The sequence below is a fragment of the Azospirillum formosense genome (assembly GCF_040500525.1).
GTDB classification, from domain to species: Bacteria; Pseudomonadota; Alphaproteobacteria; order Azospirillales; family Azospirillaceae; genus Azospirillum; species Azospirillum formosense_A.
The window spans coordinates 222,873-243,806 of sequence record NZ_CP159402.1 but is presented as its reverse complement, the minus strand read 5'-3'; the positions used below and the strand labels follow the sequence as shown (position 1 = coordinate 243,806).

Annotated in this window: 25 protein-coding genes; 6 read left to right on the top strand and 19 right to left on the bottom strand. The window is 68.9% G+C overall.

Annotated features, from left to right (window positions below; genetic code table 11):
- Position 1: 1 nt before the first annotated feature.
- Both ABVN73_RS01150 and ABVN73_RS01145 read right to left on the bottom strand, forming a co-directional pair.
- Entirely contained in the window at positions 2-217 is a 216-nt protein-coding gene (locus tag ABVN73_RS01150) for a hypothetical protein (protein ID WP_353858565.1), read from the bottom strand.
- Between the two features lie 5 nt (positions 218-222).
- Positions 223-693: a Fur family transcriptional regulator gene (locus ABVN73_RS01145; RefSeq protein WP_353858564.1), complete on the bottom strand. Its 471-nt coding sequence runs from the start codon at positions 691-693 to the stop codon at positions 223-225.
- A gap of 464 nt (positions 694-1,157) precedes the next feature.
- Between ABVN73_RS01145 and ABVN73_RS01140 the strand changes: the two genes are divergently transcribed.
- The gene (locus tag ABVN73_RS01140) at positions 1,158-2,594 is read left to right on the top strand and encodes a DEAD/DEAH box helicase (RefSeq protein WP_353858563.1); all 1,437 of its coding nucleotides are present in this window, start codon (positions 1,158-1,160) and stop codon (positions 2,592-2,594) included.
- A 37-nt stretch (positions 2,595-2,631) separates the two neighbouring features.
- Here ABVN73_RS01140 and ABVN73_RS01135 read toward each other — a convergent pair whose 3' ends face one another.
- From ABVN73_RS01135 to ABVN73_RS01095, 9 genes are all read right to left on the bottom strand, one after another.
- Entirely contained in the window at positions 2,632-3,147 is a 516-nt protein-coding gene (locus ABVN73_RS01135; RefSeq protein WP_353858562.1) for a hypothetical protein, read from the bottom strand.
- Between the two features lie 188 nt (positions 3,148-3,335).
- Entirely contained in the window at positions 3,336-3,770 is a 435-nt protein-coding gene (locus ABVN73_RS01130; protein ID WP_353858561.1) for a VOC family protein, read from the bottom strand.
- Positions 3,771-3,885: 115 nt separating this feature from the next.
- Positions 3,886-4,491 (bottom strand): glutathione transferase GstA, encoded by a 606-nt coding sequence (gstA, locus tag ABVN73_RS01125; RefSeq protein WP_353858560.1) that lies wholly within the window; start codon positions 4,489-4,491, stop codon positions 3,886-3,888.
- A 102-nt stretch (positions 4,492-4,593) separates the two neighbouring features.
- Positions 4,594-5,667 carry a sn-glycerol-3-phosphate import ATP-binding protein UgpC gene (locus ABVN73_RS01120; protein WP_353858559.1) on the bottom strand — a complete coding sequence of 358 codons (1,074 nt, stop codon included), beginning with the start codon at positions 5,665-5,667 and terminating at the stop codon, positions 4,594-4,596.
- Between the two features lie 16 nt (positions 5,668-5,683).
- Positions 5,684-6,556 (bottom strand): sn-glycerol-3-phosphate ABC transporter permease UgpE, encoded by an 873-nt coding sequence (ugpE, locus tag ABVN73_RS01115; RefSeq protein WP_353858558.1) that lies wholly within the window; start codon positions 6,554-6,556, stop codon positions 5,684-5,686.
- Positions 6,553-7,437, bottom strand: coding sequence for a sn-glycerol-3-phosphate ABC transporter permease UgpA (gene ugpA, locus ABVN73_RS01110; protein ID WP_353858557.1), 885 nt, complete (start codon positions 7,435-7,437; stop codon positions 6,553-6,555). The genes ugpE and ugpA overlap by 4 nt, the downstream gene beginning before the upstream one ends.
- Before the next feature lie 152 nt (positions 7,438-7,589).
- On the bottom strand, positions 7,590-8,927 hold the full coding sequence (gene ugpB, locus ABVN73_RS01105; protein ID WP_353858556.1) for a sn-glycerol-3-phosphate ABC transporter substrate-binding protein UgpB: 1,338 nt from the start codon (positions 8,925-8,927) through the stop codon (positions 7,590-7,592).
- Positions 8,928-9,244: 317 nt separating this feature from the next.
- Positions 9,245-9,637, bottom strand: coding sequence for a hypothetical protein (locus ABVN73_RS01100; RefSeq protein ID WP_353858555.1), 393 nt, complete (start codon positions 9,635-9,637; stop codon positions 9,245-9,247).
- A gap of 206 nt (positions 9,638-9,843) precedes the next feature.
- Positions 9,844-10,974 carry a HAMP domain-containing sensor histidine kinase gene (locus tag ABVN73_RS01095; protein WP_353858554.1) on the bottom strand — a complete coding sequence of 377 codons (1,131 nt, stop codon included), beginning with the start codon at positions 10,972-10,974 and terminating at the stop codon, positions 9,844-9,846.
- Positions 10,975-11,172: 198 nt separating this feature from the next.
- Between ABVN73_RS01095 and ABVN73_RS01090 the strand changes: the two genes are divergently transcribed.
- Together ABVN73_RS01090 and ABVN73_RS01085 are read left to right on the top strand one after the other, a co-directional pair.
- Positions 11,173-11,979 carry a SprT family zinc-dependent metalloprotease gene (locus ABVN73_RS01090; RefSeq protein WP_353858553.1) on the top strand — a complete coding sequence of 269 codons (807 nt, stop codon included), beginning with the start codon at positions 11,173-11,175 and terminating at the stop codon, positions 11,977-11,979.
- Between the two features lie 64 nt (positions 11,980-12,043).
- A complete protein-coding gene (locus ABVN73_RS01085) occupies positions 12,044-13,228 on the top strand; it encodes a multidrug effflux MFS transporter (RefSeq protein ID WP_353858552.1) in 1,185 nt (394 codons plus the stop codon).
- On the opposite strand, the gene ABVN73_RS01080 is transcribed toward ABVN73_RS01085, so the two are convergent.
- Positions 13,212-13,685 (bottom strand): MgtC/SapB family protein, encoded by a 474-nt coding sequence (locus ABVN73_RS01080; protein WP_200477431.1) that lies wholly within the window; start codon positions 13,683-13,685, stop codon positions 13,212-13,214. The genes ABVN73_RS01085 and ABVN73_RS01080 overlap by 17 nt on opposite strands.
- Before the next feature lie 442 nt (positions 13,686-14,127).
- Here ABVN73_RS01080 and ABVN73_RS01075 point away from each other — a divergent pair, with 442 nt between their 5' ends.
- Positions 14,128-15,264: a type III PLP-dependent enzyme gene (locus tag ABVN73_RS01075; RefSeq protein ID WP_035669307.1), complete on the top strand. Its 1,137-nt coding sequence runs from the start codon at positions 14,128-14,130 to the stop codon at positions 15,262-15,264.
- A gap of 273 nt (positions 15,265-15,537) precedes the next feature.
- On the opposite strand, the gene ABVN73_RS01070 is transcribed toward ABVN73_RS01075, so the two are convergent.
- Complete coding sequence (locus ABVN73_RS01070) at positions 15,538-15,765, bottom strand: DUF1127 domain-containing protein (protein WP_353858551.1); 228 nt, start codon at positions 15,763-15,765, stop codon at positions 15,538-15,540.
- A gap of 301 nt (positions 15,766-16,066) precedes the next feature.
- Between ABVN73_RS01070 and ABVN73_RS01065 the strand changes: the two genes are divergently transcribed.
- On the top strand, positions 16,067-16,753 hold the full coding sequence (locus ABVN73_RS01065) for an HAD family hydrolase (protein ID WP_353858550.1): 687 nt from the start codon (positions 16,067-16,069) through the stop codon (positions 16,751-16,753).
- 11 nt (positions 16,754-16,764) lie between these two features.
- Positions 16,765-17,124 (top strand): cupin domain-containing protein, encoded by a 360-nt coding sequence (locus ABVN73_RS01060; RefSeq protein ID WP_353858549.1) that lies wholly within the window; start codon positions 16,765-16,767, stop codon positions 17,122-17,124.
- Between the two features lie 67 nt (positions 17,125-17,191).
- Here the strand turns inward: ABVN73_RS01060 and ABVN73_RS01055 are convergent, their stop codons facing one another.
- From ABVN73_RS01055 to ABVN73_RS01030, 6 genes are all read right to left on the bottom strand, one after another.
- Entirely contained in the window at positions 17,192-17,593 is a 402-nt protein-coding gene (locus tag ABVN73_RS01055) for a hypothetical protein (RefSeq protein WP_353858548.1), read from the bottom strand.
- A 170-nt stretch (positions 17,594-17,763) separates the two neighbouring features.
- Entirely contained in the window at positions 17,764-18,168 is a 405-nt protein-coding gene (locus ABVN73_RS01050; RefSeq protein ID WP_353858547.1) for a DUF971 domain-containing protein, read from the bottom strand.
- Positions 18,168-18,404, bottom strand: coding sequence for a Trm112 family protein (locus ABVN73_RS01045; protein ID WP_014238566.1), 237 nt, complete (start codon positions 18,402-18,404; stop codon positions 18,168-18,170). The genes ABVN73_RS01050 and ABVN73_RS01045 overlap by 1 nt, the downstream gene beginning before the upstream one ends.
- 48 nt (positions 18,405-18,452) lie before the next feature.
- The gene (locus tag ABVN73_RS01040) at positions 18,453-19,148 is read right to left on the bottom strand and encodes an LON peptidase substrate-binding domain-containing protein (protein ID WP_353858546.1); all 696 of its coding nucleotides are present in this window, start codon (positions 19,146-19,148) and stop codon (positions 18,453-18,455) included.
- Between the two features lie 109 nt (positions 19,149-19,257).
- On the bottom strand, positions 19,258-20,208 hold the full coding sequence (locus ABVN73_RS01035) for a co-chaperone YbbN (RefSeq protein ID WP_353859491.1): 951 nt from the start codon (positions 20,206-20,208) through the stop codon (positions 19,258-19,260).
- Positions 20,209-20,262: 54 nt separating this feature from the next.
- Positions 20,263-20,829: a prolyl-tRNA synthetase associated domain-containing protein gene (locus ABVN73_RS01030; protein WP_353858545.1), complete on the bottom strand. Its 567-nt coding sequence runs from the start codon at positions 20,827-20,829 to the stop codon at positions 20,263-20,265.
- Positions 20,830-20,934: the final 105 nt, after the last annotated feature.

Below are 20,934 nucleotides of genomic sequence, written 5' to 3'. Positions count from 1 at the left end.
GTCAATGCCGGACCGGTCCGGCCACCCACTGGCTGACGATGGTTTCCGCCTGGAAGGGCGGGGTTTCGGGATGGTGGTAGCGGAAGACGGTCACCGCCGCCTCCAGCGCGTAGCGCTCCGGCTGGCCGCAGTCGCACAGGCCGGCGTAGCAGCGCTGGACCGCGTCGCGGCAATTCAGGCTCACCGCCGGGTAGGGGTCGATCGTCAGCCAGCGCATGCCTTTCATCGACGCTCCCCGCCATCCACAGAGTTGCCGTCCAGGGTGCCGCCGCCGTCGAGAGAAGCGCCGTCGAGCGGAACGCCGTAGATTTCCAGCCGGTGACCGACGATGCGGTAGCCCAGCTCCCGCGCGATGCGCTCCTTCAGCGCCTCCAGCTCCGGGCTGGCGAATTCGATGATCCGCCCGCTGCGCGTGTCGATCAGATGATGGTGATGGTCGGTGGACGCCTCTTCGTAGCGGGCGCGTCCGTCGCCCAGATCCACCTTCTCGATCACCTGCGCGTCCTCGAGAAGGCGCATCGTGCGGTAGACCGTGGCGATGGAGATGCGCGGGTCGATCAGGACGGCGCGGCGATGGACCTCCTCCACGTCGGGATGGTCCTCCGACTCCGACAGGACCTGGGAGATGACCCGGCGCTGGCCGGTCATCTTCAGCCCCTTTTCCAGGCACAAGGATTCGAGACGCGACGTCATTGCCCCACCGCCTTTGCCATCCGTTGCGGCGCCGTCTCCCGCGATCCGGGTCGCCATGCTGCAGCGCGGATCATAATACTGAAATTCATTCGCAATCCTATACCCCGTTTTTTTGTCCGGGAATTCACGCGGCAAAATGCCTCACCCACCGGGAGGCGGCACGCCGCGCCGCCCACCGTCCCCCGGAATCGCCGCCCGGCCCAGGGACATTTCCGGTCCGGAAGCGGGCCAAGGTCCTTGTTTGCTTGCCAAAAGCCGCCCCACCGCCTATGTGTGGTCGGTCGATTTTGCTTTGGGGCTGCCGGCTCCTTGTCGTCCCGGTACCGGCGCCGCTTGCGCCTTCCCACGGTGAATTGATGGCTCCGCGCACTCCCGCGGCGGAGCGCCCCAAGCCACGCCGCCCCGGCCATGTCCGGGCACGGCCCAGGTGCAGCCTCTGTTCACGTGACCAGGACCCTCCCCGTATGACCGAATTCAGTGGCCTCGGCCTGATCGAGCCCCTTCTGCGCGCCGTCGCCGAAGAGGGTTACCAGACCGCCACGCCGATCCAGGCCGGCGCCATCCCCGTTCTTCTGGAGGGCCGCGACGTTCTCGGCCTCGCCCAGACCGGCACCGGCAAGACCGCCGCCTTCACCCTGCCGATCCTGCAGCGGCTGTTCCAGAACAAGAAGCGCGTGCAGGCCAAGGCGCCGCGCACGCTGATCCTGACGCCGACGCGCGAGCTGGCGCTGCAGATCGGCGAGAGCTTCCGCACCTACGGCCGCCACCTGCCGATCCGCCGCACCGTGATCCACGGCGGCGTCGGGCAGAGCCCGCAGGTCGCTGCCCTGGCCCGCGGCACCGATGTGCTGGTGGCGACTCCGGGCCGCCTGCTCGACCTGATGGCGCAGAAGCAGTGCGTGCTCGACCAGGTCGAGATCTTCGTCCTGGACGAGGCCGACCGCATGCTCGACATGGGCTTCATCCGCGACGTGCGGAAGGTGGTGGCGGTCCTGCCGAAGCAGCGCCAGACCCTGCTGTTCTCCGCCACCATGCCGGAAGCCGTGGTCGAGCTGGCGCACAGCATCCTGACCGACGCCGAGCGGATCGAGGTGGCGCCCCAGTCCACCACGGTGGAGCGCATCGCCCAGCGCGTGCTGTTCGTGGAGCGCGCCGACAAGCGCCGTCTTCTCGCCGACCTCCTCCAGGAGGGCGCCATGGAGCGGACGATCGTCTTCGCCCGCACCAAGCACGGCGCCGACCGCATCGCCGACCATCTGAAGAAGGCTGGCGTCCCCGCCGACGCGATCCACGGCGACAAGTCGCAGTCGGCCCGCGTGCGCGCCCTGGAGTCCTTCCGCAGCGGCGACCTCAAGGCGCTGGTGGCGACCGACATCGCGGCGCGCGGCATCGACATCGACGGCATCACGCACGTCATCAACTTCGACCTGCCGAACGAGCCGGAAAGCTACGTCCACCGCATCGGCCGCACCGCCCGCGCCGGCACCGACGGCAGCGCGGTGTCCTTCTGCGACGCGGAGGAGGTGGCCTATCTGAAGGCCATCGAGAAGACCATCCGCCAGCCGGTCCCGGCGGACCACGACCATCCCTACCACGCGTCGGTGGTGGCGGCGATCCACGCCTCCTCCGCCAAGCCGCCGAAGCCGGCGCCCAAGCAGCCGCGTCCGGGCCGCGGCCAGCCGCAGCAGCAGGCGGGCGGCAACAAGCCGCAGGGCCAGAAGCCTCAGGCGCCGAAGGCCCACGGCGCGAAGCCGCCGGCGCCGCAGGGCGCGCGGGTTGCCGGCGCCACCGGCGACCAGCCGCTGAAGGCCAAGGCCTCGGCCAACCAGCAGAACCGCCACAACCGCCGCCCCGCCCCGCACGGCGGCCAGCCGGGCGGCAACAAGCGGTCCGCGGCCTGAGTCTATACAGCCTGTGCCTGTCCGGTGCGCGGCGGGATCACCGCCCGCCGTGCATCGCCCAGTCCGCCGACCGGTTCGCCGCGGCCTGCTCGTCGATCACCGCGCCACGGGTCGGCGCGGCGCCGCTGTCGCCGTAGCGCTGGACCTGGACGCTCCCTCCCATCTGTTTCGTGATGGCTGCGGCGATCGCGTCCCGCCGCTGCGCGTCGGACAGGGCGGCGGTCTGCCGCTCCAGCGCGCTCCAGTCCAGCCGCGCCGCAAGCCCATTGCTCATTTGCGTCTGGCCGTCCCGCCAGACGACGGCGACGACCTGACCGCCCTGCCGGAACAGCGTGTGGGCCTGCACGGCGCGGCTTCGCGCCGTGACCGCCGGGTCCACGGCGTTCGGGTCCGCCGCGATTCTCATCTGCTGTTGAAAAGCGCGATCGCCGACGCGCGCCATCATCTCCGGCGTGGCCTTGGTCGCCGCGGAGAAGCGGGTGACCACGCCGCCGTTCAGTGCGTAGGCTCTTGACGATTCAAATCCCGGCGCGGCGGCGGGCAGGCGGTTCATGAAACACCTCACGGTTGACCGCCGAAATGGCTTCGGCAATTTCCCATGAGCAGCTTTCATGCCATCCCGACGGCGCGGAAACACGGGCCTTCGCCGGGACGGAGGGGAAAACCGGACCGGCGGCATGGGCCGGATTTTTCCCGCCACGGTGAAGGAAATGCCGATGGCGTCGAAGGATCGCGCCGGCGTCACCGCGCGAAAATCTGCCCCATGTCCTGGAAGCTCTTGAACTCCAGGGCGTTCCCGCTCGGGTCGAGGAAGAACATGGTGGCCTGCTCGCCGGCCTGACCCTTGAAGCGGATCTGCGGCTCGATGAGGAATTTCACCCCTTCGGCCTTCAGCCTGTCGGCCAGCGCGTGCCAGTCGTCCCACGCCAGGATCACGCCGAAATGGCAGGCCGGCACGTCCTCGCCATCGACCGGGTTGGTGGCGCGGGTCCCGGCCTCCTCGGTCACATGGGCCACCACCTGATGACCGTAGAGGTCGAAGTCGATCCAACGGTCGGATTCCCGTCCCACCCCGCAGCCCAGCAGGCCGGCGTAAAAGGCGCGCGCCTCCTCCTTGTCGCGGACGGGGAAGGCGAGGTGGAAGGGCGGAACGGGTTTGCGGTCGGTTGCGCTCATGCTCGTCGGGGTCTTCGCCCCCTCCCTGCTGGTGATTGCCCGAGCAGTCTACTCGGGCAATCACCGGCCTGTCTCGGGATCGAACAGGTGCGTCCCCTCCCCGTCCGGCCAGCGGTCAGGCGATCCCTTCCGCCGCCAGCGCCGCGGCCACCGCCGGGCGCGCGGCGACGCGGGCCATGAAGGCGGTGATGTTCGGATAGCCGTCCAGCGGCAGGCCGACGCGCGGCGCCCAGCGCAGCACCGTGAATCCATAGGCGTCGGCCACCGTGAAGCGGTCGCCCGTCAGGTAGTCCTTGCCGGCGAGCCCGGCCTCCACCACCGCGAGCTTGGCGGTCAGCGTCTGCTTGGCGATGTCCTTGAAGGCGTCCGGCGTGGTCGGGCGGAACAGCGGGCTGAAGGTCTTGTGCAGCTCCGTGCCGATGAAGTTCAGCCACTCCAGCACGCGGTAGCGCTCCATCGTCCCGACGGCGGGCAGCAGGCCGCTCTTCGGCACGCGGTCGGCGACGTATTGAACGATCGCGGCGCCCTCGGTCAGGATGGCGCCGTCGTCGAAGGCCAGCGTCGGCACTTGGCCCTTCGGGTTGACGGCGAGGAAATCGCCGCCGTCCTCCAGCGTCTTGGCGGCGAGGTCGACGACCGCGACGTCGAAGGCCAAGCCGCTTTCGCGCAGGACGATGTGCGGCGACAGCGAGCAGGCGCCCGGCTTCAGGTAGAGTTTCATGACGTTTCTTATCCTTGTTTCCGGCGGGACATGACGGATCGACAGGAGGGCATGGGGCGGCTGAGGATGCAACCTCTCGACCCCGTTCGGTCCGGCACCCAATCAATCCGGCAGGCGCCGTCCGCTCTCCGCGTCGAACAGGTGCAGGGCGTCGGGCGGCGCGCCGACGCGCAGGGTCTCGCCCTCGCGGCAGGACGGCAGGCCGGCGACCCGGACCACCAGCGCCTCGCCGTCCGGCAGGCGGCCGTAGACCACCGTGTCGGCGCCCAGGGCCTCCACCAGATCGACCGTGACGATCAGCGGTCCGTCGCCGGGGGTGACGGCCAGATGCTCCGGCCGCACGCCCAGCTTGACCGGCCGCCCGGCCATGTCGGGCCGCGGGCGCGGCAGGAGGAAGGCGGTGCCGCCGGGCAGCGCCACCGCCTGCCCGGCGGAGTCGAAGCGCGCGTCCAGCACGTTCATCGGCGGCGACCCGATGAAGCCCGCCACGAACAGGCTGGCCGGACGCTGGTAGACCTCCAGCGGCGTGCCGATCTGCTCGGCCACCCCGTGGTTCATGACCAGGATGCGGTCGGCCAGCGTCATCGCCTCCACCTGGTCGTGAGTCACGTAGAGGCTGGTGATGCCCAGCCGGTCCTGGAGCCGCTTGATCTCGACGCGCATCTGGGTGCGCAGCTTGGCGTCCAGGTTGGACAGCGGCTCGTCGAACAGGAAGGCGGCGGGCTCGCGCACGATGGCGCGGCCCATGGCGACGCGCTGGCGCTGCCCGCCCGACAGCTGGCTGGGCCGGCGGTCGAGGAAGCGGCCAAGCTCCAGGATCTCCGCGGCCTTGGCCACGCGCGCCTGGATCTCCGCCTTGGGCAGGCCGCGGATCTTCAGTCCGTAGGCCATGTTGTCGAACACGCTCATGTGCGGGTAGAGCGCGTAGTTCTGGAACACCATGGCGATGTCGCGGTCCTTGGGCTCCAGCCCGTTGACCACCCGCCCGCCGATGGCGATCTCGCCGCCGGTGATGCTCTCCAGCCCGGCGACCATGCGCAGAAGCGTGGACTTGCCGCAGCCCGAAGGGCCGAGTAGCACGAGGAACTCCCCGTCCGCGACGCTGATGTCGATGCCCTTGATCGCCTCCACGGAGCCGTAGGACTTGCGGACCTGATTCAGATCGACCGTTGCCATCTCGATTGGTTCTTTCTTACTTCTCGCTGTCCACAAGGCCTTTGACGAACCACCGCTGCATCAGCACGACCACCGCCACCGGCGGCAGCATGGCCAGCACCGTCGTCGCCATGATGAGGTTCCAGTCGGTCGCGGCCTCGCCGTTGCCGATCATCTTGGTGATGCCGATCACCACCGTCTCCATCTCCGCGCTGTTAGTGATCAGCAGCGGCCACAGATACTGGTTCCAGCCGTAGATGAAGAGGATGACGAACAGCGCCGCGATGTTGGTGCGCGACAGGGGCAGCACCACGTCCAGGAAGAAGCGCAGCGCCCCCGCCCCGTCGATCTTCGCGGCCTCCACCAGCTCGTCCGGGATGGTCAGGAAGAACTGCCGGAACAGCAGCGTCGCCGTCGCCGAGGCGATCAGCGGGATGGTCAGCCCGGCGTAGCTGTCGATCAGGCCGAGGTTGGCGACCACCTCGTAGGTCGGGATGATGCGCACCTCCACCGGCAGCATCAGCGTGATGAAGATCATCCAGAAGAAGGCCATGCGCAGCGGGAAGCGGAAGAAGGCCACCGCGTAGGCCGAGATGATCGAGATGGCGATCTTGCCCAGCGCGATGACCAGCGCCATGACGAGGCTGTTCCACATCATGATGCGCACGGGCGTGTGCATGACGCGGTTGCCCTGCGATTCGCTCCAGGCCGAGGCGTAGTTGTTCAGCATCTCCCCGCCCGGCGTCAGCGGCAGGTTGCCGCGCCCGATGGTGGCGGCGTCCCAGGTCGAGCCGATGATCGTCACGTAGATCGGGAAGGCGAAGATCAGGACGCCCAGCATCAGGATCAGGTGCGGGACCATGTCCATCAGGCGCCCGCCGGAGCGCGGGGTGTCGCGGTCGCGGGTCATGAGTAATGCACCTTGCGCTCGACGAAGCGGAACTGGATGGCGGTCAGCGCGATGACGATGACCATCAGGATCACCGACTGCGCCGACGAGCCGCCGAGGTCGTGGTTGACCACGCCGTCCTGGTAGACGCGGAAGATCAGCGTCTCCGTGGCCTTGCCCGGCCCGCCGTGGGTCAGGGCGTGGATCGTGCCGAAGGTCTCGAAGAAGGCGTAGACGATGTTCACCACCAGCAGGAAGAAGGTGGTCGGCGACAGCAGCGGGAAGGTGATCGTCCAGAAGCGGCGCACCGCCCCCGCCCCGTCGATGCTCGCCGCCTCGAGGACGGAGCGCGGGATGGCCTGCAGCCCGGCCAGGAAGAAGATGAAGTTGTAGGAGACCTGCTTCCAGCTCGCCGCCAGGATGACCATGGTCAGCGCCTGCCCGTCGTTCAGCCGGTAGTCCCAGGCGTAGCCGAGGTTGTTCAGCGCGCGGCCCAGGATGCCGATGTCCGGGTTGAAGATGAACATCCACAGCACCGCCGCCACCGCGGGGGCCAGCGCGTAGGGCCAGATCAGCAGCGTCTTGTAGGCCGACGCCGCCCGTATCTTCGAATCGGCCATCACCGCCAGCCCCAGCGCGGAGGCCAGCGACAGGACGGTCACCGACGCGCTGAAGATGATGGTGGTTTTGACCGTCTCCAGATAGTTCGGGTCGCTCAGCACCGCATGAAAGTTCTCCAGCCCGACGAACTGGCTGCGCAGCCCGAAGGCGTCCTGGAGATGCACCGACTGCCACAGCGCCTGCGCCGCCGGCCAGATGAAGAAGATCAGCGTCACCGCCACCTGCGGCGCCAACAGCAGGTAGGGCAGCGCCCTGTTGTCGAAAATCACGCGACGTTGCATGGAACCCCTTTCAACCTTCTCCCCTCCGGGGAGAGGGTGCCCGCGAAGCGGGCGGTGAGGGGATTTGCGCATGTCGGAGCGTCCGGCAAAAGCGCACCCCCCTCACCCTGACCCTCTCCCCAGGGGGGAGAGGGGACAAGCCACAGAACCACTCAGTTCTTGTTGGCGCGCTCGAAATTGCGCAGGACCGTGTCGCCGCGCTTCACCGCGTTGTCCAGCGCCTGCTGGGCGGTCTGCTGGCCCTGGAACGCCTTCTCCATCTCCTCCTGGATGATGTTGCGGATTTCCGGCAGGTTGCCCAGCCGCAGGCCCATCGTGTTCTCCGTGGTGGCCGTGCGGGTGAGCTGCTCAGCCGGCACCTCGGCGCCGGGGTTCTTCTCGTAGAAGCCTTCCTTCTTCGCCAGCTCGAAGCCCTGCAGCGTCACCGGGACGTAGCCGGTGTCCATGTGCCACTTGGCGTCCACCTCCGGACGGGCGAGGTAGCTGAAGAAGGCGGCGACGGCCTTGTACTCGTCAGCGGTGCGCTTGGGCGAGGTCATCACCCAGAAGGCGGCGCCCCCGATGATCGAATTCTTCGGCGACGCGATGGCGTCCGGCCAGTAGGGCAGCGGCGCGGCGCCCCAGTTGAACTTGGCCTCCTTCACGATGCGCCCGCGCAGGCCGGACGAGGCCTGGATCATCGCGCATTCGCCCGACGGGAACAGCGAGTCCGCGGCGTTGTCGCGACCGCCGTAGCGCAGCGCGCCTTCCTTCTGCAGGTCGATCAGAGTCTGGAGATGCTTCACGAAGAACGGGTCGTTGATCTTCAGCGTGGCGTTCAGCCCGCCGAAGCCGTTGGCCTCCGACGCGAAGGGCTTGTCGTGCAGCGCGCCGACCTGCTCGAACTGGGTCCAGGTCGGCCAGGAGAAGGTCATCGGGCAGGTCACGCCCGCCGCCTTCAGCTTGCGCGCCGCGTCGGCCACCTCCGGCCAGGTCGCCGGCGGCTTGTTGGGGTCGAGCCCGGCCTTCTGGAAGGCGTCCTTGTTGTAGAAGGTGATGGTGGTGGAGCTGTTGAACGGCAGCGCCATCATCTTGCCGTCCTTGGAGCTGTAGTAGCCCCGCACCGCCGGGATGTAGGCCGCGGCGTCGAGCCCCGACCCCGTCTCGCTCATCAGCTGGTGCACCGGCTTGATGGCCGGGCCGGCGGACAGCATGGTGGCGGTGCCGACCTCGAACATCTGCACGATGTGCGGGGCGTTGCCGGCGCGGAAGGCGGCGATGGCCGCCTGCATCGTCTCCGGGTAGCTGCCCTTGAAGGTCGGGTTGACCTGGACCTTGTCCTGGCTGTCGTTGAAGCCCTTCACCACCTGCTCGAGCTGGCCGCCGAGCGGCTGGGGCAGGCCGTGCCAGAATTCGACGACGGTCTTCTGCTGGGCGTAGGCGGCGCCGGTGAAACCGGCGGCGAGCGCGAAGGCGGCCGTCGAGACGGCGAGCTTGCGGCGGGTCAGCATGGTGGTCTCTCCCTGGAACCAATCGATTGCGTGATGTGCTGACATGCAGGGCGCGGGTTGCGGTCCCGCGACGGTCTTGTGAAAATTTGATGACGCATGCGGAACGCGCGCGCAGGGACGCACCGCACCCGCTATTCACGGTTGCGACAGCGGTCCTGCGTGACGCACGGAACGGGACTTAGGGTGGTGACGGGTGCTGCGCCGGCATCGATGGTTTTCCTCCCCGCATAAGTGTTTGCCCTTTTTTGCAAGCCTTAAGGACAGAGAGGGAGGCTGTCAATCAGCCGTACGTATCAGTATGGTCTATCCCCCTTACGTCATCTCTCGGGGTGCCCTGTCTGGGCCAGCGCCCACAGCGCGGCGTCGTCCCGGCACAGGGAGCCGGCCAATTGCGACAGGCTGTCGCCCATCAGGCCGGAGGAGCGCAGCAGGCAGTAGGAACGGCTCGGCGCCGACAGATGGAGCGACGCCGCCGGAGCCGCGACCGGCGGCGCGGGGTACAGCGCGGCGGGCGGCGGGCAGTAATAGGGCTGCGCACCGGGGTTGTAACCGGGCACGAGCCGGTCCAGGCCGGGCCGCGGTCCGAAGACGCAGCCGCGCTGGTCCCAGTCCAGGCTCGTCGTCTGCGCGGCGGCGGGCGGGATCGCACACGCGACCATGACCATCCCCGCCAAGCCGATGGCCAACCGGCGCCCTGCAAGTCGATGCATGCCGTCCTCCGATCCCGGGCCGCGCCGCAGCCGCACCCAGACCCTGACGCCGGGCGCGGCGGGCCGTGAACGGACCCGGCCTTCGGAGGAAGTATGCGCGCTCCATCACCGCCCGGCGCGGCGCCGATGGACGGGTCGGCGGGCGCAAGCGGGGACGACGCTCTCTTTTCGTTCGGTGGATGAAGGGGGTGCGGTTTCCCGCCCCGTCACGCCGCGCTGCTGCTCGCGACCGGCAGGTCCGCGGCGCTCACCGTCGCCAGCGGGACGTCCACCGCGAAGACCGAGCCCTTGCCGGGCACCGAGCGCAGCGAGACCGGCAGGCCCAGCAGCGCCGCCAGGCGCCGGACGATGGCAAGGCCGAGCCCCAGCCCGTGCCGCCGGTCGCGGTTCGGGTTGCCGAGTTGGTGGAAGTCGTCGAAGATCGCCGACTGGTCGGCGGGGGCGATGCCGAGGCCGGTGTCCCACACCTCGATGCGCAACGCCGCGCCGCGCCGCCGCGCCGCCAGCAGCACGCCGCCCGACTCGGTGAAACGCAGGGCGTTGGACAGGATCGGGCGCAGAAGCTGCTCCAGCAGAACCGGGTCCGTGCTCACCTCCGCATCCGCGGGGCGGACGTTGAAGCGCAGGGCCTTGGCGTCGGCCTCCGGCGCGAACTCGTTGAGCAGGCGGCTCAGCGTCTCGTCGATGGGGAAGGTCTGCACCTGAGTCCGGACCAGCCCGGCCTCCAGCTTCGAAACGTCCAGCAGGGCGCGCAGAAGCGCCTCCGCCGCCTCGATCGACATCTCCAGCTTCTCGCCGAGATCGCGCGCGCCGGGATCGGTCAGGCGGCCCATCAGCAGATGATGGAACAGGTGCATGGCCTGGAAGGGCTGGCGCAGGTCGTGGCTGGCGGCGGACAGGAAGCGCCCGATGGCGGTGCGCCCCGTCTCGGCCTCCTGGCGGACCCGCTCGGTCTCGGCCTTCGCGCGCTCGGCCTCGGCGCGGGCGGCGGCCAGGGCGGCGGCGTTGGTGTCGGCGATGGCGGCGACCGCGGTGATCGCCCCGTCCGCGTCGCGCACCGGGCTCAGCACCATTTCGCCCCGGGGCAGCAGGCCGAAGGCGGACACCGGCGCGCCGGTGAGGACGGCACGGCGGACCTGCGCCTCGACCTGGGAAACGATGGCCGCCGGAACGCCCAGGTCGGTCAGCTCCCTGCCCTCCACCTCCTCCGGCAGACAGCCGAAGGCCGCCGCGAAGGCTTGGTTGACCACGAGAAGCCGAGCGTCCAGCCCAAGCAGAGCGTGAGCGGCGCCGTTGGCGGAGACCAGAGCCTCAAGCCAGATCGCACGATCAGTCATATGACTTTCGGTTGAGTTCTTCTGGGTATACTCGGCCACAACTTCACCGCAAAAACTGAGATCAGAGCACACTTATCCGGCCACTTGCCCATCCGAGTCAAATATCACATGCAAAACTCACTTGGGACAAATTCCGTTTGAATGTGAAAGAGAAGGCTCCCATTGGCCCCGGCCGGCCTTGCGGGCTATAAGTCAGGTATGCTCTTCCGCCGCAAATCCCACCCTTCCAAAACCCACGCCCCACGCCCCAAGGCCCCGCGCGCGCTGGCCGTCGCCGGCCTGCCCGTGCCGCTGGAATTGCGGGAAAGCGCCCGCGCCCGCCGGATGACCCTGCGGGTGGACGCCGGGCGCGGGCTGATCCAGGTGGTGATCCCGGTGGGCGTCCCGGAGGCCGAGGCGCTGCGCTTCGTCGGGCGGCACGACGGCTGGGTGCGGGCGCGGCTGGCCGCCCTGCCGCCGCAGCTTCCCTTCGCCGACGGGGCGGTGGTGCCCTATCTCGGCACCGACCATGTCATCCGGCACAACCCCGACCTGCGCGGGGCGACCCGGCGCGAGAACGGCGCGATCCTGGTCGGCGGCCGGGCCGAGCATGTCGCCCGCCGGGTGCGCGACTTCCTGATGGCGGAGGCGCGGCGCGAGCTGGCCGAGCGGTCGCGCGCCAAGGCCGCGCTGATCGGCGCGCGGGTCGCCGCCGTCACCGTGCGCGACACCAAGAGCCGCTGGGGAAGCTGCTCGGCCACCGGGCGGCTCTCCTTCTCCTGGCGGCTGATCCTGACGCCGGAGTCCGTTCTGGATTACGTGGTGGGGCACGAGGTGGCGCATCTGCGCGAGATGAACCACTCCCAGCGCTTCTGGACGCTGTGCGCGCAGTTGACCGGCGACGTGCGCACGCCGCGCCTCTGGCTGAAGGCCAACGGCGCGCGGCTGCTGCGCTATGGCGAAGGCGGCGGGGACGGGACGGAAATGGTTTCATTTGCAAATGACGGTCATACCGAAACGCCGTGACGGGGTCGCGCCGCGCCTCTGCTAGAGTGCGCTCCTCCCTCCGTCCTTCGGCCCGACTCCCTCCATGCCCCGTCCCGATTCCCTGACCGTCCGCGTGCTGCTGACGGCGCTCGTCGCCTTCGGCCCGCTGTCCACCGACCTCTACCTGCCCTCCCTGCCGACCCTGGTCACCGTGTTCGGCACGGACATCGCCACGGTGCAGCTCACCCTGTCGGTCTTCCTCGCCGGCTTCGCGGTGTCGCAGCTCGTCTACGGGCCGGTGTCCGACCGGTTCGGACGGCGGCCCGCCCTGCTCGGCGGCATCCTCATCTATCTGGTGGCGAGTGCGGCCTGCGCGCTGACCGACGACATCGAGACTTTGATCGTCGCCCGCTTCTTCCAGGCACTGGGCGCCTGCTGCGGGCCGGTGGTGGCGCGGGCGGTGGTGCGCGACGTCTTCGGGCGCGACCGGGCGGCCACCGTGCTGGCCTACATGGCGATGGCGATGACGCTGGCCCCCGCCGCCGGCCCGATCCTGGGCGGCGTCCTGACGGAGTGGTTCGGCTGGCGGAGCAACTTCCTGCTGCTGACCAGCTTCGCCGCGCTGATCCTGGCCGCCACCTGGACCCTGATGGGCGAGACCAACGCCAACCGCGACGAGACGGCGCTGCAGCCCGGCCGGCTGCTCGCCAACTACGCGCTGCTGCTGCGCGATCGCGGCTTCGTCGGGCAGATGCTGACGGTGGCCTTCGCCTACAGCGGCATCTTCGCCTTCATTTCCGGGTCCAGCTTCGTGCTGATCGGACGACTGCACCTGACGCCCGCGCAGTACGGGGCGAGCTTCGGCGCGGTGGTGCTGGGCTACGCCGTGGGCTCCTTCCTGGCCGGGCGGCTGAGCGCGCGGCTGGGCGGCCCGCGGATGATCCGCACCGGCACGGCGGTGTCTCTGGCGGGCGGGCTGCTGGGGGTGGGGCTGGCGCTGGGCGGGGTGCTGCATCTGGCGGCGGTGGTGGGTCCCGTCTTCCTGTTCATGCTGGGCGCCGGGCTGACCCTGCCCAACGCCATGGCCGGGGCGGTCGGCCCCTACCCGATGATGGCCGGGCTGGCCTCCTCGCTGGTCGGCTTCGTGCAGATGACCGTGGCGGCTCTGATCGGCGTGGTGCTCGGCCACACCCACGCGGACAGCCAGCTTCCCATGATGACCGCGATCGGGCTGGTCGCTCTCGGCGGCGCGCTGGCCCACCGGCTTCTGGTCAGTCCTCGGACTTGACGGACTCAGGTATCCAGCGCAGGACGTAGGAGAAGACAATGGTGACGGCGAGGCAGAGCGCCAGCGCCATCCCCGCCAGCACATAAAAACCAGCTCCGCAGGCGATGCCCAGCGCGCCGGCCATCCAGATCACCGCCGCGGTGGTCGCCCCGCGCACCGTGGTCCCTGCGCGGAACATCACCCCGGCGCTGATGAAGCCGATGGCCTGGGCGATGCCCTGGATGACGCGGGTGGGATCCATGTCGCCCCCGCCGGTCCCCTTCCCGGCCATGCCCCAGTAAAGCTCCAGCGCAACCAGGGTGGTCACCGCCGCGCTGATGGCCACCAGCGTGTGGGTGCGCAGCCCCGCCGCCTTGCCCCGGATCTCGCGGTCGAGTCCCAGCGCCGCCCCGCAAACCGCCGCCGCAGCCAGCCGGGCCGCCATGTCCCAGACCGGAATGGCCGTACTCAAGTCCATGTTATTCCTCCCTATTTTTACCTTTGCGTAACGCTTGCTACTTTTTTGCGCCCGGTCGCATTTTTCACTTTAAAAGGCGGCCGGTTCGATCTATGTAACCGCAACTCGCAAGCGCACGTGCCGCTGGCCCGCCCCTCGTCCTTTTCGAGATGTGGTTATGCAACGACGTAACGCGTGATCCCCGACCGTCCCTTAAGCAAGGCGGCGTCTTGGAGGTTACGATGGTTCATGTTGTTGTGGGTGGGCGCCGGCTCACCCGTCTCCGACTCTTTCCGGTTCTGTCCCGTTCAGCTCTTCCCCGCAAGGCGACACGGCAGTCCAGTATGGGCGGCCTGAGCGCCTGACCGTCTTTTCTTTCTGACCGGTCAGCAGCGCGCGGCCGCTCCGCCCCTGCTTTTTCACAATTCGTCCGACACCTTCATCTTGCGTCCGGGAGACTGAGATGACCGATAAGATTGCGCGCTTTTTCGAAGAGCAGCGTCCGCAGACCCCGTGCCTCGTCGTCGATCTGGACGTCGTGGAAGCGAACTACCACGACCTGGAGGAAGCGCTCCCGGACGCCAAGATCTTCTACGCCGTGAAGGCCAATCCGGCACCGGAGATCCTCGGCCTGCTGACCCGTCTGGGCTCGGCCTTCGACACCGCCAGCGTCCCGGAAATCCAGATGGTTCTGGCCGCCGGCTGCGCGCCGGAGCGCATCTCCTACGGCAACACCATCAAGAAGGAAGCGGACATCCGCCGCGCCTTCGAGCTGGGCGTGCGCCTGTTCGCCTTCGACAGCGAGGCGGAGCTGGAGAAGATCGCCCGCGCCGCCCCCGGCGCCCGCGTCTTCTGCCGCATCCTGACCTCCGGCGAGGGCGCCGAGTGGCCGCTGTCGCGCAAGTTCGGCTGCGACCTCGCCATGGCGCGCGAGCTGCTGCTGAAGGCCAAGGGCATGAACGTCGTTCCCTACGGCGTGTCCTTCCACGTCGGCTCGCAGCAGAAGGACCTGATGCAGTGGGACCACGCCATCTTCCAGGTGGCGCAGCTGTTCCGCGAGCTTGAGGTGCTGGGCGTCGACCTCGGCATGATCAACCTGGGCGGCGGCTTCCCCACCCGCTACCGCACCGACGTGCCGGAGACCACCGCCTACGGGCAGGCCATCTTCGAGTCCCTGCGCACCCACTTCGGCAACCGCCTGCCGGAAGCCATCGTGGAGCCGGGCCGCAGCATGGTCGGCAACGCCGGCATCATCGAGAGCGAGGTCGTCCTCGTCTCCCGCAAGTCTGCCAACGACGTGAAGCGCTGGGTCTATCTGGACATCGGCAAGTTCAGCGGTCTCGCCGAGACGATGGACGAGGCGATCCAGTACCCGATCCAAGTGATGGGGGACGACGGGGAAGGCGACACCGAGGCGGTCGTGCTGGCCGGCCCGACCTGCGACAGCGCCGACGTGCTCTACGAGCGCGCCGAGTACAAGCTGCCGATGGACCTGAAGGCCGGCGACCGCGTGCGCATCCACGCCACGGGCGCCTACACGACGACCTACTCGGCGGTCTGCTTCAACGGCTTCGCCCCGCTCCAGCAGATCTGCATCTGATCGGGCGGCGGTTCGGTTAAGAAAAAGGCCACTCTTCCTGCGGGAAGAGTGGCCTTTTTCATGTCCAGCTTCTGCTGCCCCCTCCCTAACCCTCCCCCTCTTCGAGGTGGAGGGGACTGGCCACCGCTTCGCAGAAGGCACCCTCTCCCTCGCAGAGGGGGAGGGTCGGGGAGGGGGCAGACGCCGGAAACGGGACCCAAATGCGAAAAAGGCCGCTCCCTTACACAGGGGCGGCCCTTTTCCTTGCGGTCTCCCGCCGCCGTGACGACGGCATCAAGCCTTCCAGAACGGCTTGCTGATCTCGTCTTCGACGTCGAACTGGGAGATGCCGATGTCGTGCAGCATCCGGTCGTCCAGGCGAGCCAGCTCGCGGCGGGTGATGGTGCGCTGCCGCCACAGGGCGAACGTGTCCAGAACGCTGTCCAGCACATACGCCACCGGAGCAGGGCGCAGGGTACGGCCGGAGGGGGCCGTGCGCAGAGCGATTGCCATGGTGGTCATCCTATCTTTGAAGGTCCCGAGGGGGCCTGCCGGAAGTGGCCGCCGCGCCCTCGCTTTGTGAGAAAGAATATTGCTCATCCCGCGCAAACCCGCCACCGCCATGTGGGTATGCGAGCCGTGAGCTTTCTCGATAGCTGTCGTAGGAATATCACCGATGCAAGAATAATGGACGAATGCACAGCTTTTGGGCGCCACAAATTGTGCAGTCCACCAACAAACAGGGTTTAAAACGGAGCGCTGGACAGGCGCCGCGGCACGTCCTACCTCTGGTTCCGACCGTCGTCCGACACCGAGTTCTTCCATGATCGACACCATCGCCTTCGACGGCGACGACACGCTGTGGCACAACGAGTCCCTGTTCTCGATGACGCAGGACCGCTTCCGCGCGCTGCTCGCCAACCATCTGGCCGATCCGGCGGACATCGACCGCCGGCTGCTCCAGGCGGAGCGCGACAACCTTCGCGTCTACGGCTACGGCATCAAGGGCTTCGTCCTGTCGATGATCGAGACGGCGGTGGACCTGACCGACGGACGCATCGGCGGGCGGGACATCCAGAGCCTCGTCGAGTTCGGCAAGGCAATGCTGGAGCACCCGGTCGACCTGCTGGACGGGGTTCAGGAGGTGGTGGAGGGGCTGGCCGGGCGCTACCGGCTGCTGCTCGTCACCAAGGGCGACCTGTTCGACCAGGAAAGCAAGATCGCCCGCTCCGGCCTCGCCGAGCGCTTCGACGCCATCGAGATCGTCAGCGAGAAGGACCCGGCCACCTACCGCCGCCTGCTCGACCGGCACGGGGTGGACCCGGCGCGCTTCGTCATGGTGGGCAATTCCGTGCGGTCCGACATCCTGCCCGTGCTGGCCGTGGGCGGCCACGCCGTGCATGTGCCCTACCACGTCACCTGGGCGCACGAGGTGGCCGAGCCGCCCACCGAGAACTACCGCCGCATCGACAGCCTCCACGGCCTGCCGCCGCTGCTCGCCGCCTGGTGAATGGGAGACCCATGATGAGCTTCGCCCTGCTGACCGACCCCGCCCGCCCCGCCGCGGAGCCCGAGACCGGCGGTCCGGCCGCCGAGCGCGTCCTGTCCGGCGCCCCGGTCTTCACCACCTGGAACGAGTACGAGTCGGCGGACGGCAAGCGCTTCGCCGGGGTCTGGCGCTCCACCCCCGGTTCCTGGCGGATCGTCTACGACGAGTGGGAGTATTGCGAGATCCTGGAGGGCAGCAGCGCCATCAGCCACGCCGACGGGCGCCGCTGGCTGGTCGGCCCCGGCGACCGCTTCACGCTGGAGCCGGGATTCGACGGCGTGTGGGAGGTGCTGGAGACCACGACGAAACGCTACGTGGTCATCCTGCCCTGAGGAGCACTTCGCCTGCGTTCGGCCATTTTAGCCCTCTCTCCTCTGGGGAGAGGGAACATCAAGCGCTTCAGCCGCGCTCCCCGAAGAGGTGGACGATGCCCAGATCAGCGCGGTTCAGCACGACGACGGCCTTGCGCGCGATCTCCACGGCCAGCACGGCGAGCGCCAGTGTCGACACCACCAGGACGATCCGCGCGATGTCGCGCGCCCAGGCGCGCCGCTTGCGCCGCCGGGCCGCCAGATGCGCGGCCAGCCTCTGCCGCAGGGCGCTGCCGCGCCGCCCATAGCCGCCCGCCCAGCCCCAGCCGCCCGTCGGCGGCGGTGGCGGCGGCGGTGGCGGGCCGTCCGGCGCCGTGTCCGGTGCTGGCGTGGTGGGAACGGGCAACCCGGCGCCGCCCACAGGCGGCGGATCGGTGTCGGGGGCGGCGGTCTGGCTGGCGGTCGCGCCGGGCGGGTCGGTCGCGGTCACGGCGGTCATCCTGCGGCGGAGGAACGGTCGATGGGCCTATCTACGCCCTTTTCATGAAAGCGCAACACGCCGCGCCCCGGTGTCCGGAAAGGCCACCTGAAAAAGCCGCCCGGACAAGCCACATGGAAAAAGCGGGGCCTCGGCCGGAGCCGCCCCCGCCTTCCATCGCGTCAGCGCCGGCCGCGGGGATCGCGGCTCAGCCCCTTGGCTTCCAGTTCCGCCACATACTCCGCCCACAGGCGGTCCTGGTCCTCGCCCAGCTCGTACAGCAGCTTCCAGGAGTAGATGCCGCTGTCGTGCAGGTCGTCGAAGACGATCCGCAGGGCGTAGTGGCCGATGGCCTCCAGGCTCATGATGCCGACGTGGCGGCGGGCCGAGACGGTCTGCTTCTGGCCCGGACCGTGCCCCTGCACCTCGGCGCTGGGGCTGTGGACGCGCAGGAACTCCGCCGGGTAGGAGAAGGTCCGGCCGTTGTCGAAATCGACCTCCAGCCGCTTCTCCTCCTTCTTCAGCCGGACTTCCACCGGCCAATGCTTCGTGCCGAAGGCGTCCGACGCGAATTGCTCGTCGGACATCAGGCCGCCCCCGGCTTCCCGTCGAGGCTGCGGGCCTCGTCGATCAGCATGATCGGAATGCCGTCGCGGATCGGATAGGCGAGCCCGGCGCGGTCGCTGATCAGCTCGGCGCGCTCGGCGTCGTAGCGCAGCGGCCCCTTGGTCAGCGGGCAGACGAGGATTTCCAGAAGCTTCGGATCGACGCGCGCCTGCGTCTTGCCGTCGGCGGGCGTGTCGTCGTGGGGATGGGCGCTCATGGATCGGGCCTCGCAGTCGGAAGGTGCAGTGTCGGTCGAAGGAAACGGTCAGTGACGCAGCGCGTTGCCGCCGTCGCCCTCGTGGCCGTCGAGAATGGCCATCTCGACCAGGGCGATCAAGAGCTTCGCGCGCTCCGGCAGGTCGGGCGTCTCCAGAAGGGCCTGCTTTTCGCTGGGCGAGAAGGGGCAGATCATCGCCAGCGAGGTGACCAGCCGCTCGTCCGGCGTGCCGTCGATGGCCTTCCAGTCGACCGACAGCCCCTGCATCTTGAAATAGCCCTTCAGCCCGGCCAGCAGACGCGGGCGGTCCAGCCCGCAGCCGTCGCCCAGGCTCCCGCCGCGCTCCAGCGGGTCGATCAGGTCGCCGGAGAAGCGGTCCCAGTCCGCGGCGACCCGGCGGTAGCCGCGCTGGCCCTCCAGCTCCCGCATGATCGCGAAGCGGCTGACCCCGGTCAGGGTGATCAGGTAGCGGCCGTCCTCGGTCTCGGCGAAGCTGGTGATGCGCCCGGCGCAGCCGGTGCCGTAGACCGCCGGCTCGCGCAGGCGGCAGGCCGGATCGGTCGGCTGGACCATGCCGATCATGCGGTCGCCGGCCAGCACGTCCTCGACCATCGCGAGGTAGCGCGGCTCGAAGATGTTCAACGGCAGGCGCCCGCGCGGCAGCAGCAGGACCCCCGCGAGCGGGAAGATCGGGAGCTGCCGCGGCAAGCGGTCCGGTGACGGGTCGATGGGGTTCCGGCTCATGCGACGAATATAGAACCCCCGGACACGGCGAACAGAGCGGCCGCGAACGAAGCGGCCTGGAACGGTGCCGGCGGCGGCGCGGAGACGGTTCCGCGCCGCCGGCCCGTGATCAGCGGAACAGGATCGAGGACAGCCGGCGGCGGCTCTGCACCGTCAGCGGGTCGGTCGGGCCGAAGGCCTCGAAGAACTTGACGAGCTGCTTGCGGGCGGCCTCGTCGTTCCAGGCGCGGTCGCGGCGCACCAGCTCCAGAAGCTCGTCCACCGCGGCCTCGCGCCGGCCGGCGGCGAACAGGGCGAGCGCGAGGTCGAAGCGGGCCTCGTGGTCGTCCTGGTTGCGGGCGACCTTCTCCGTCAGCTCCGGGATCGGGCCGGCGTTGGCGGCCTGCTCGGCGACCTCCAGCGCGCTGCGCACCGCGGCGATCTCCTTGTCCTTGGCGATCGGCTCCGGCACCTTGTCGAGCATCTGCTTGGCGCGGTCCAGCTCGTCGTTGACGATCAGGCAGCGGACCAGCCCGGCGAAGGCGGCGGCGTTCGGGTTCTCCGGATCGGCCTGCAGGATCTCGCCGTAGATCTCCGACGCGGTCTGGGTGTCGCCGGCCTCCAGCGCCTCCTTGGCCTGGGCCAGCACCTCCTCCATGATGTCGCCCTCGCCGCCGCCCGCGGCGCCGGCCAGCTTCACCAGCTTCTCCACGAAGGCCTTCACCTGCGACTCCGGCAGGGCGCCCATGAAGCCGTCCACCGGACGTCCCTGGAAGAAGGCGTAGACCGCCGGGATCGACTGCACGCGGAGCTGCGAGGCGATCATCGGGTCCTTGTCGGTGTCGATCTTGACCAGCCGCACCTTGCCCTTCGCGGCCAGCACCGTCTTTTCCAGGATCGGGCCGAGCTGCTTGCACGGGCCGCACCAGGGCGCCCAGAAATCGACGATCACCGGCACGGACTGCGACGCCTCGATGACGTCGACCATGAAGGCGCGGTCGCTGCTGTCCTTGATCAGGTCACCGGCGGCGGGAGCGGCACCGGCGGCGACGGGCTTGTTGGCGGGCGGAATGGAGAACATGGCGGTCACGTATCCCTTTGCGATCTCGCGTGATAGATGAGCGCACGGGGCGCGTTAAGCAAGCGTCGGCTGAGAGTCCGGCGGGTCCTCGCCGAAGGGCACGATCAGCGGCTCGTGCCCGCCGGCCCGCAGGAAGCGCAGCAGGTCCGCGGCGGCGATGGCCGTGGTGCGGTCGTTCAGCAGCGGATGGTAGTTCAGCGGGTCGTGGGCCAGCATCTGCTCCTGCAGCACCACCCTCACCCGCCGCTCGCGGTCGTTGACCACGGCGAAAGGCGTGACCGAGCCGGGCCGCACGCCGAGATGCCGCCACAGCCGGTCGGCGGAGGCGAAGGACAGCCGCGCCGACCCGATCACCTTGTCGAAGCGGTTCAGCTCGACCCGCGCGTCCTCCAGCGCGACGACCAGCCAGTGCTGCTCCTTCTTGTCCTTCAGGAACAGGTTCTTGCAATGCCCGCCGGGCAGCGCGCCGCGCAGCGCCTTGCTCTCCTCCACCGTGTGCAGCGGCGGATGGCGGTGGGTCACGGTGCGGATGCCGAGCGCCGCGAGATGCTCCAGGAGCTGCTCCGGGCTCGTCGGCAGCGGCTCCTCGGCCCTGCCCTCGGGGGTGTCGCGGGTGTCCATGGCGCCATCTTTAGCGGTGCGGGGAAAATCTGTCGAGGCGCCCGAGAAAAGTGAAACATGACGCTTGCATTGCGCCGATCCATGAGTATAGTCCGCCGCACGCCG

Coding starts and splice junctions, on each gene's coding strand:
- ABVN73_RS01040 (WP_353858546.1), bottom strand. CDS start 19,148: ATGAGCCGGAACCCCATCGACCCGTCACCGGACCGCTTGCCGCGGCAG.
- ABVN73_RS01150 (WP_353858565.1), bottom strand. CDS start 217: ATGCGCTGGCTGACGATCGACCCCTACCCGGCGGTGAGCCTGAATTGC.
- ABVN73_RS01095 (WP_353858554.1), bottom strand. CDS start 10,974: ATGACTGATCGTGCGATCTGGCTTGAGGCTCTGGTCTCCGCCAACGGC.
- ugpB (WP_353858556.1), bottom strand. CDS start 8,927: ATGCTGACCCGCCGCAAGCTCGCCGTCTCGACGGCCGCCTTCGCGCTC.
- ABVN73_RS01090 (WP_353858553.1), top strand. CDS start 11,173: ATGCTCTTCCGCCGCAAATCCCACCCTTCCAAAACCCACGCCCCACGC.
- ABVN73_RS01070 (WP_353858551.1), bottom strand. CDS start 15,765: ATGACCACCATGGCAATCGCTCTGCGCACGGCCCCCTCCGGCCGTACC.
- ABVN73_RS01065 (WP_353858550.1), top strand. CDS start 16,067: ATGATCGACACCATCGCCTTCGACGGCGACGACACGCTGTGGCACAAC.
- ugpA (WP_353858557.1), bottom strand. CDS start 7,437: ATGCAACGTCGCGTGATTTTCGACAACAGGGCGCTGCCCTACCTGCTG.
- ABVN73_RS01120 (WP_353858559.1), bottom strand. CDS start 5,667: ATGGCAACGGTCGATCTGAATCAGGTCCGCAAGTCCTACGGCTCCGTG.
- ABVN73_RS01140 (WP_353858563.1), top strand. CDS start 1,158: ATGACCGAATTCAGTGGCCTCGGCCTGATCGAGCCCCTTCTGCGCGCC.
- ABVN73_RS01085 (WP_353858552.1), top strand. CDS start 12,044: ATGCCCCGTCCCGATTCCCTGACCGTCCGCGTGCTGCTGACGGCGCTC.
- ABVN73_RS01050 (WP_353858547.1), bottom strand. CDS start 18,168: ATGTCCGACGAGCAATTCGCGTCGGACGCCTTCGGCACGAAGCATTGG.
- ABVN73_RS01035 (WP_353859491.1), bottom strand. CDS start 20,208: ATGTTCTCCATTCCGCCCGCCAACAAGCCCGTCGCCGCCGGTGCCGCT.
- ABVN73_RS01135 (WP_353858562.1), bottom strand. CDS start 3,147: ATGAACCGCCTGCCCGCCGCCGCGCCGGGATTTGAATCGTCAAGAGCC.
- ABVN73_RS01080 (WP_200477431.1), bottom strand. CDS start 13,685: ATGGACTTGAGTACGGCCATTCCGGTCTGGGACATGGCGGCCCGGCTG.
- gstA (WP_353858560.1), bottom strand. CDS start 4,491: ATGAAACTCTACCTGAAGCCGGGCGCCTGCTCGCTGTCGCCGCACATC.
- ABVN73_RS01030 (WP_353858545.1), bottom strand. CDS start 20,829: ATGGACACCCGCGACACCCCCGAGGGCAGGGCCGAGGAGCCGCTGCCG.
- ABVN73_RS01130 (WP_353858561.1), bottom strand. CDS start 3,770: ATGAGCGCAACCGACCGCAAACCCGTTCCGCCCTTCCACCTCGCCTTC.
- ABVN73_RS01145 (WP_353858564.1), bottom strand. CDS start 693: ATGACGTCGCGTCTCGAATCCTTGTGCCTGGAAAAGGGGCTGAAGATG.
- ABVN73_RS01060 (WP_353858549.1), top strand. CDS start 16,765: ATGATGAGCTTCGCCCTGCTGACCGACCCCGCCCGCCCCGCCGCGGAG.
- ABVN73_RS01045 (WP_014238566.1), bottom strand. CDS start 18,404: ATGAGCGCCCATCCCCACGACGACACGCCCGCCGACGGCAAGACGCAG.
- ABVN73_RS01075 (WP_035669307.1), top strand. CDS start 14,128: ATGACCGATAAGATTGCGCGCTTTTTCGAAGAGCAGCGTCCGCAGACC.
- ABVN73_RS01100 (WP_353858555.1), bottom strand. CDS start 9,637: ATGCATCGACTTGCAGGGCGCCGGTTGGCCATCGGCTTGGCGGGGATG.
- ugpE (WP_353858558.1), bottom strand. CDS start 6,556: ATGACCCGCGACCGCGACACCCCGCGCTCCGGCGGGCGCCTGATGGAC.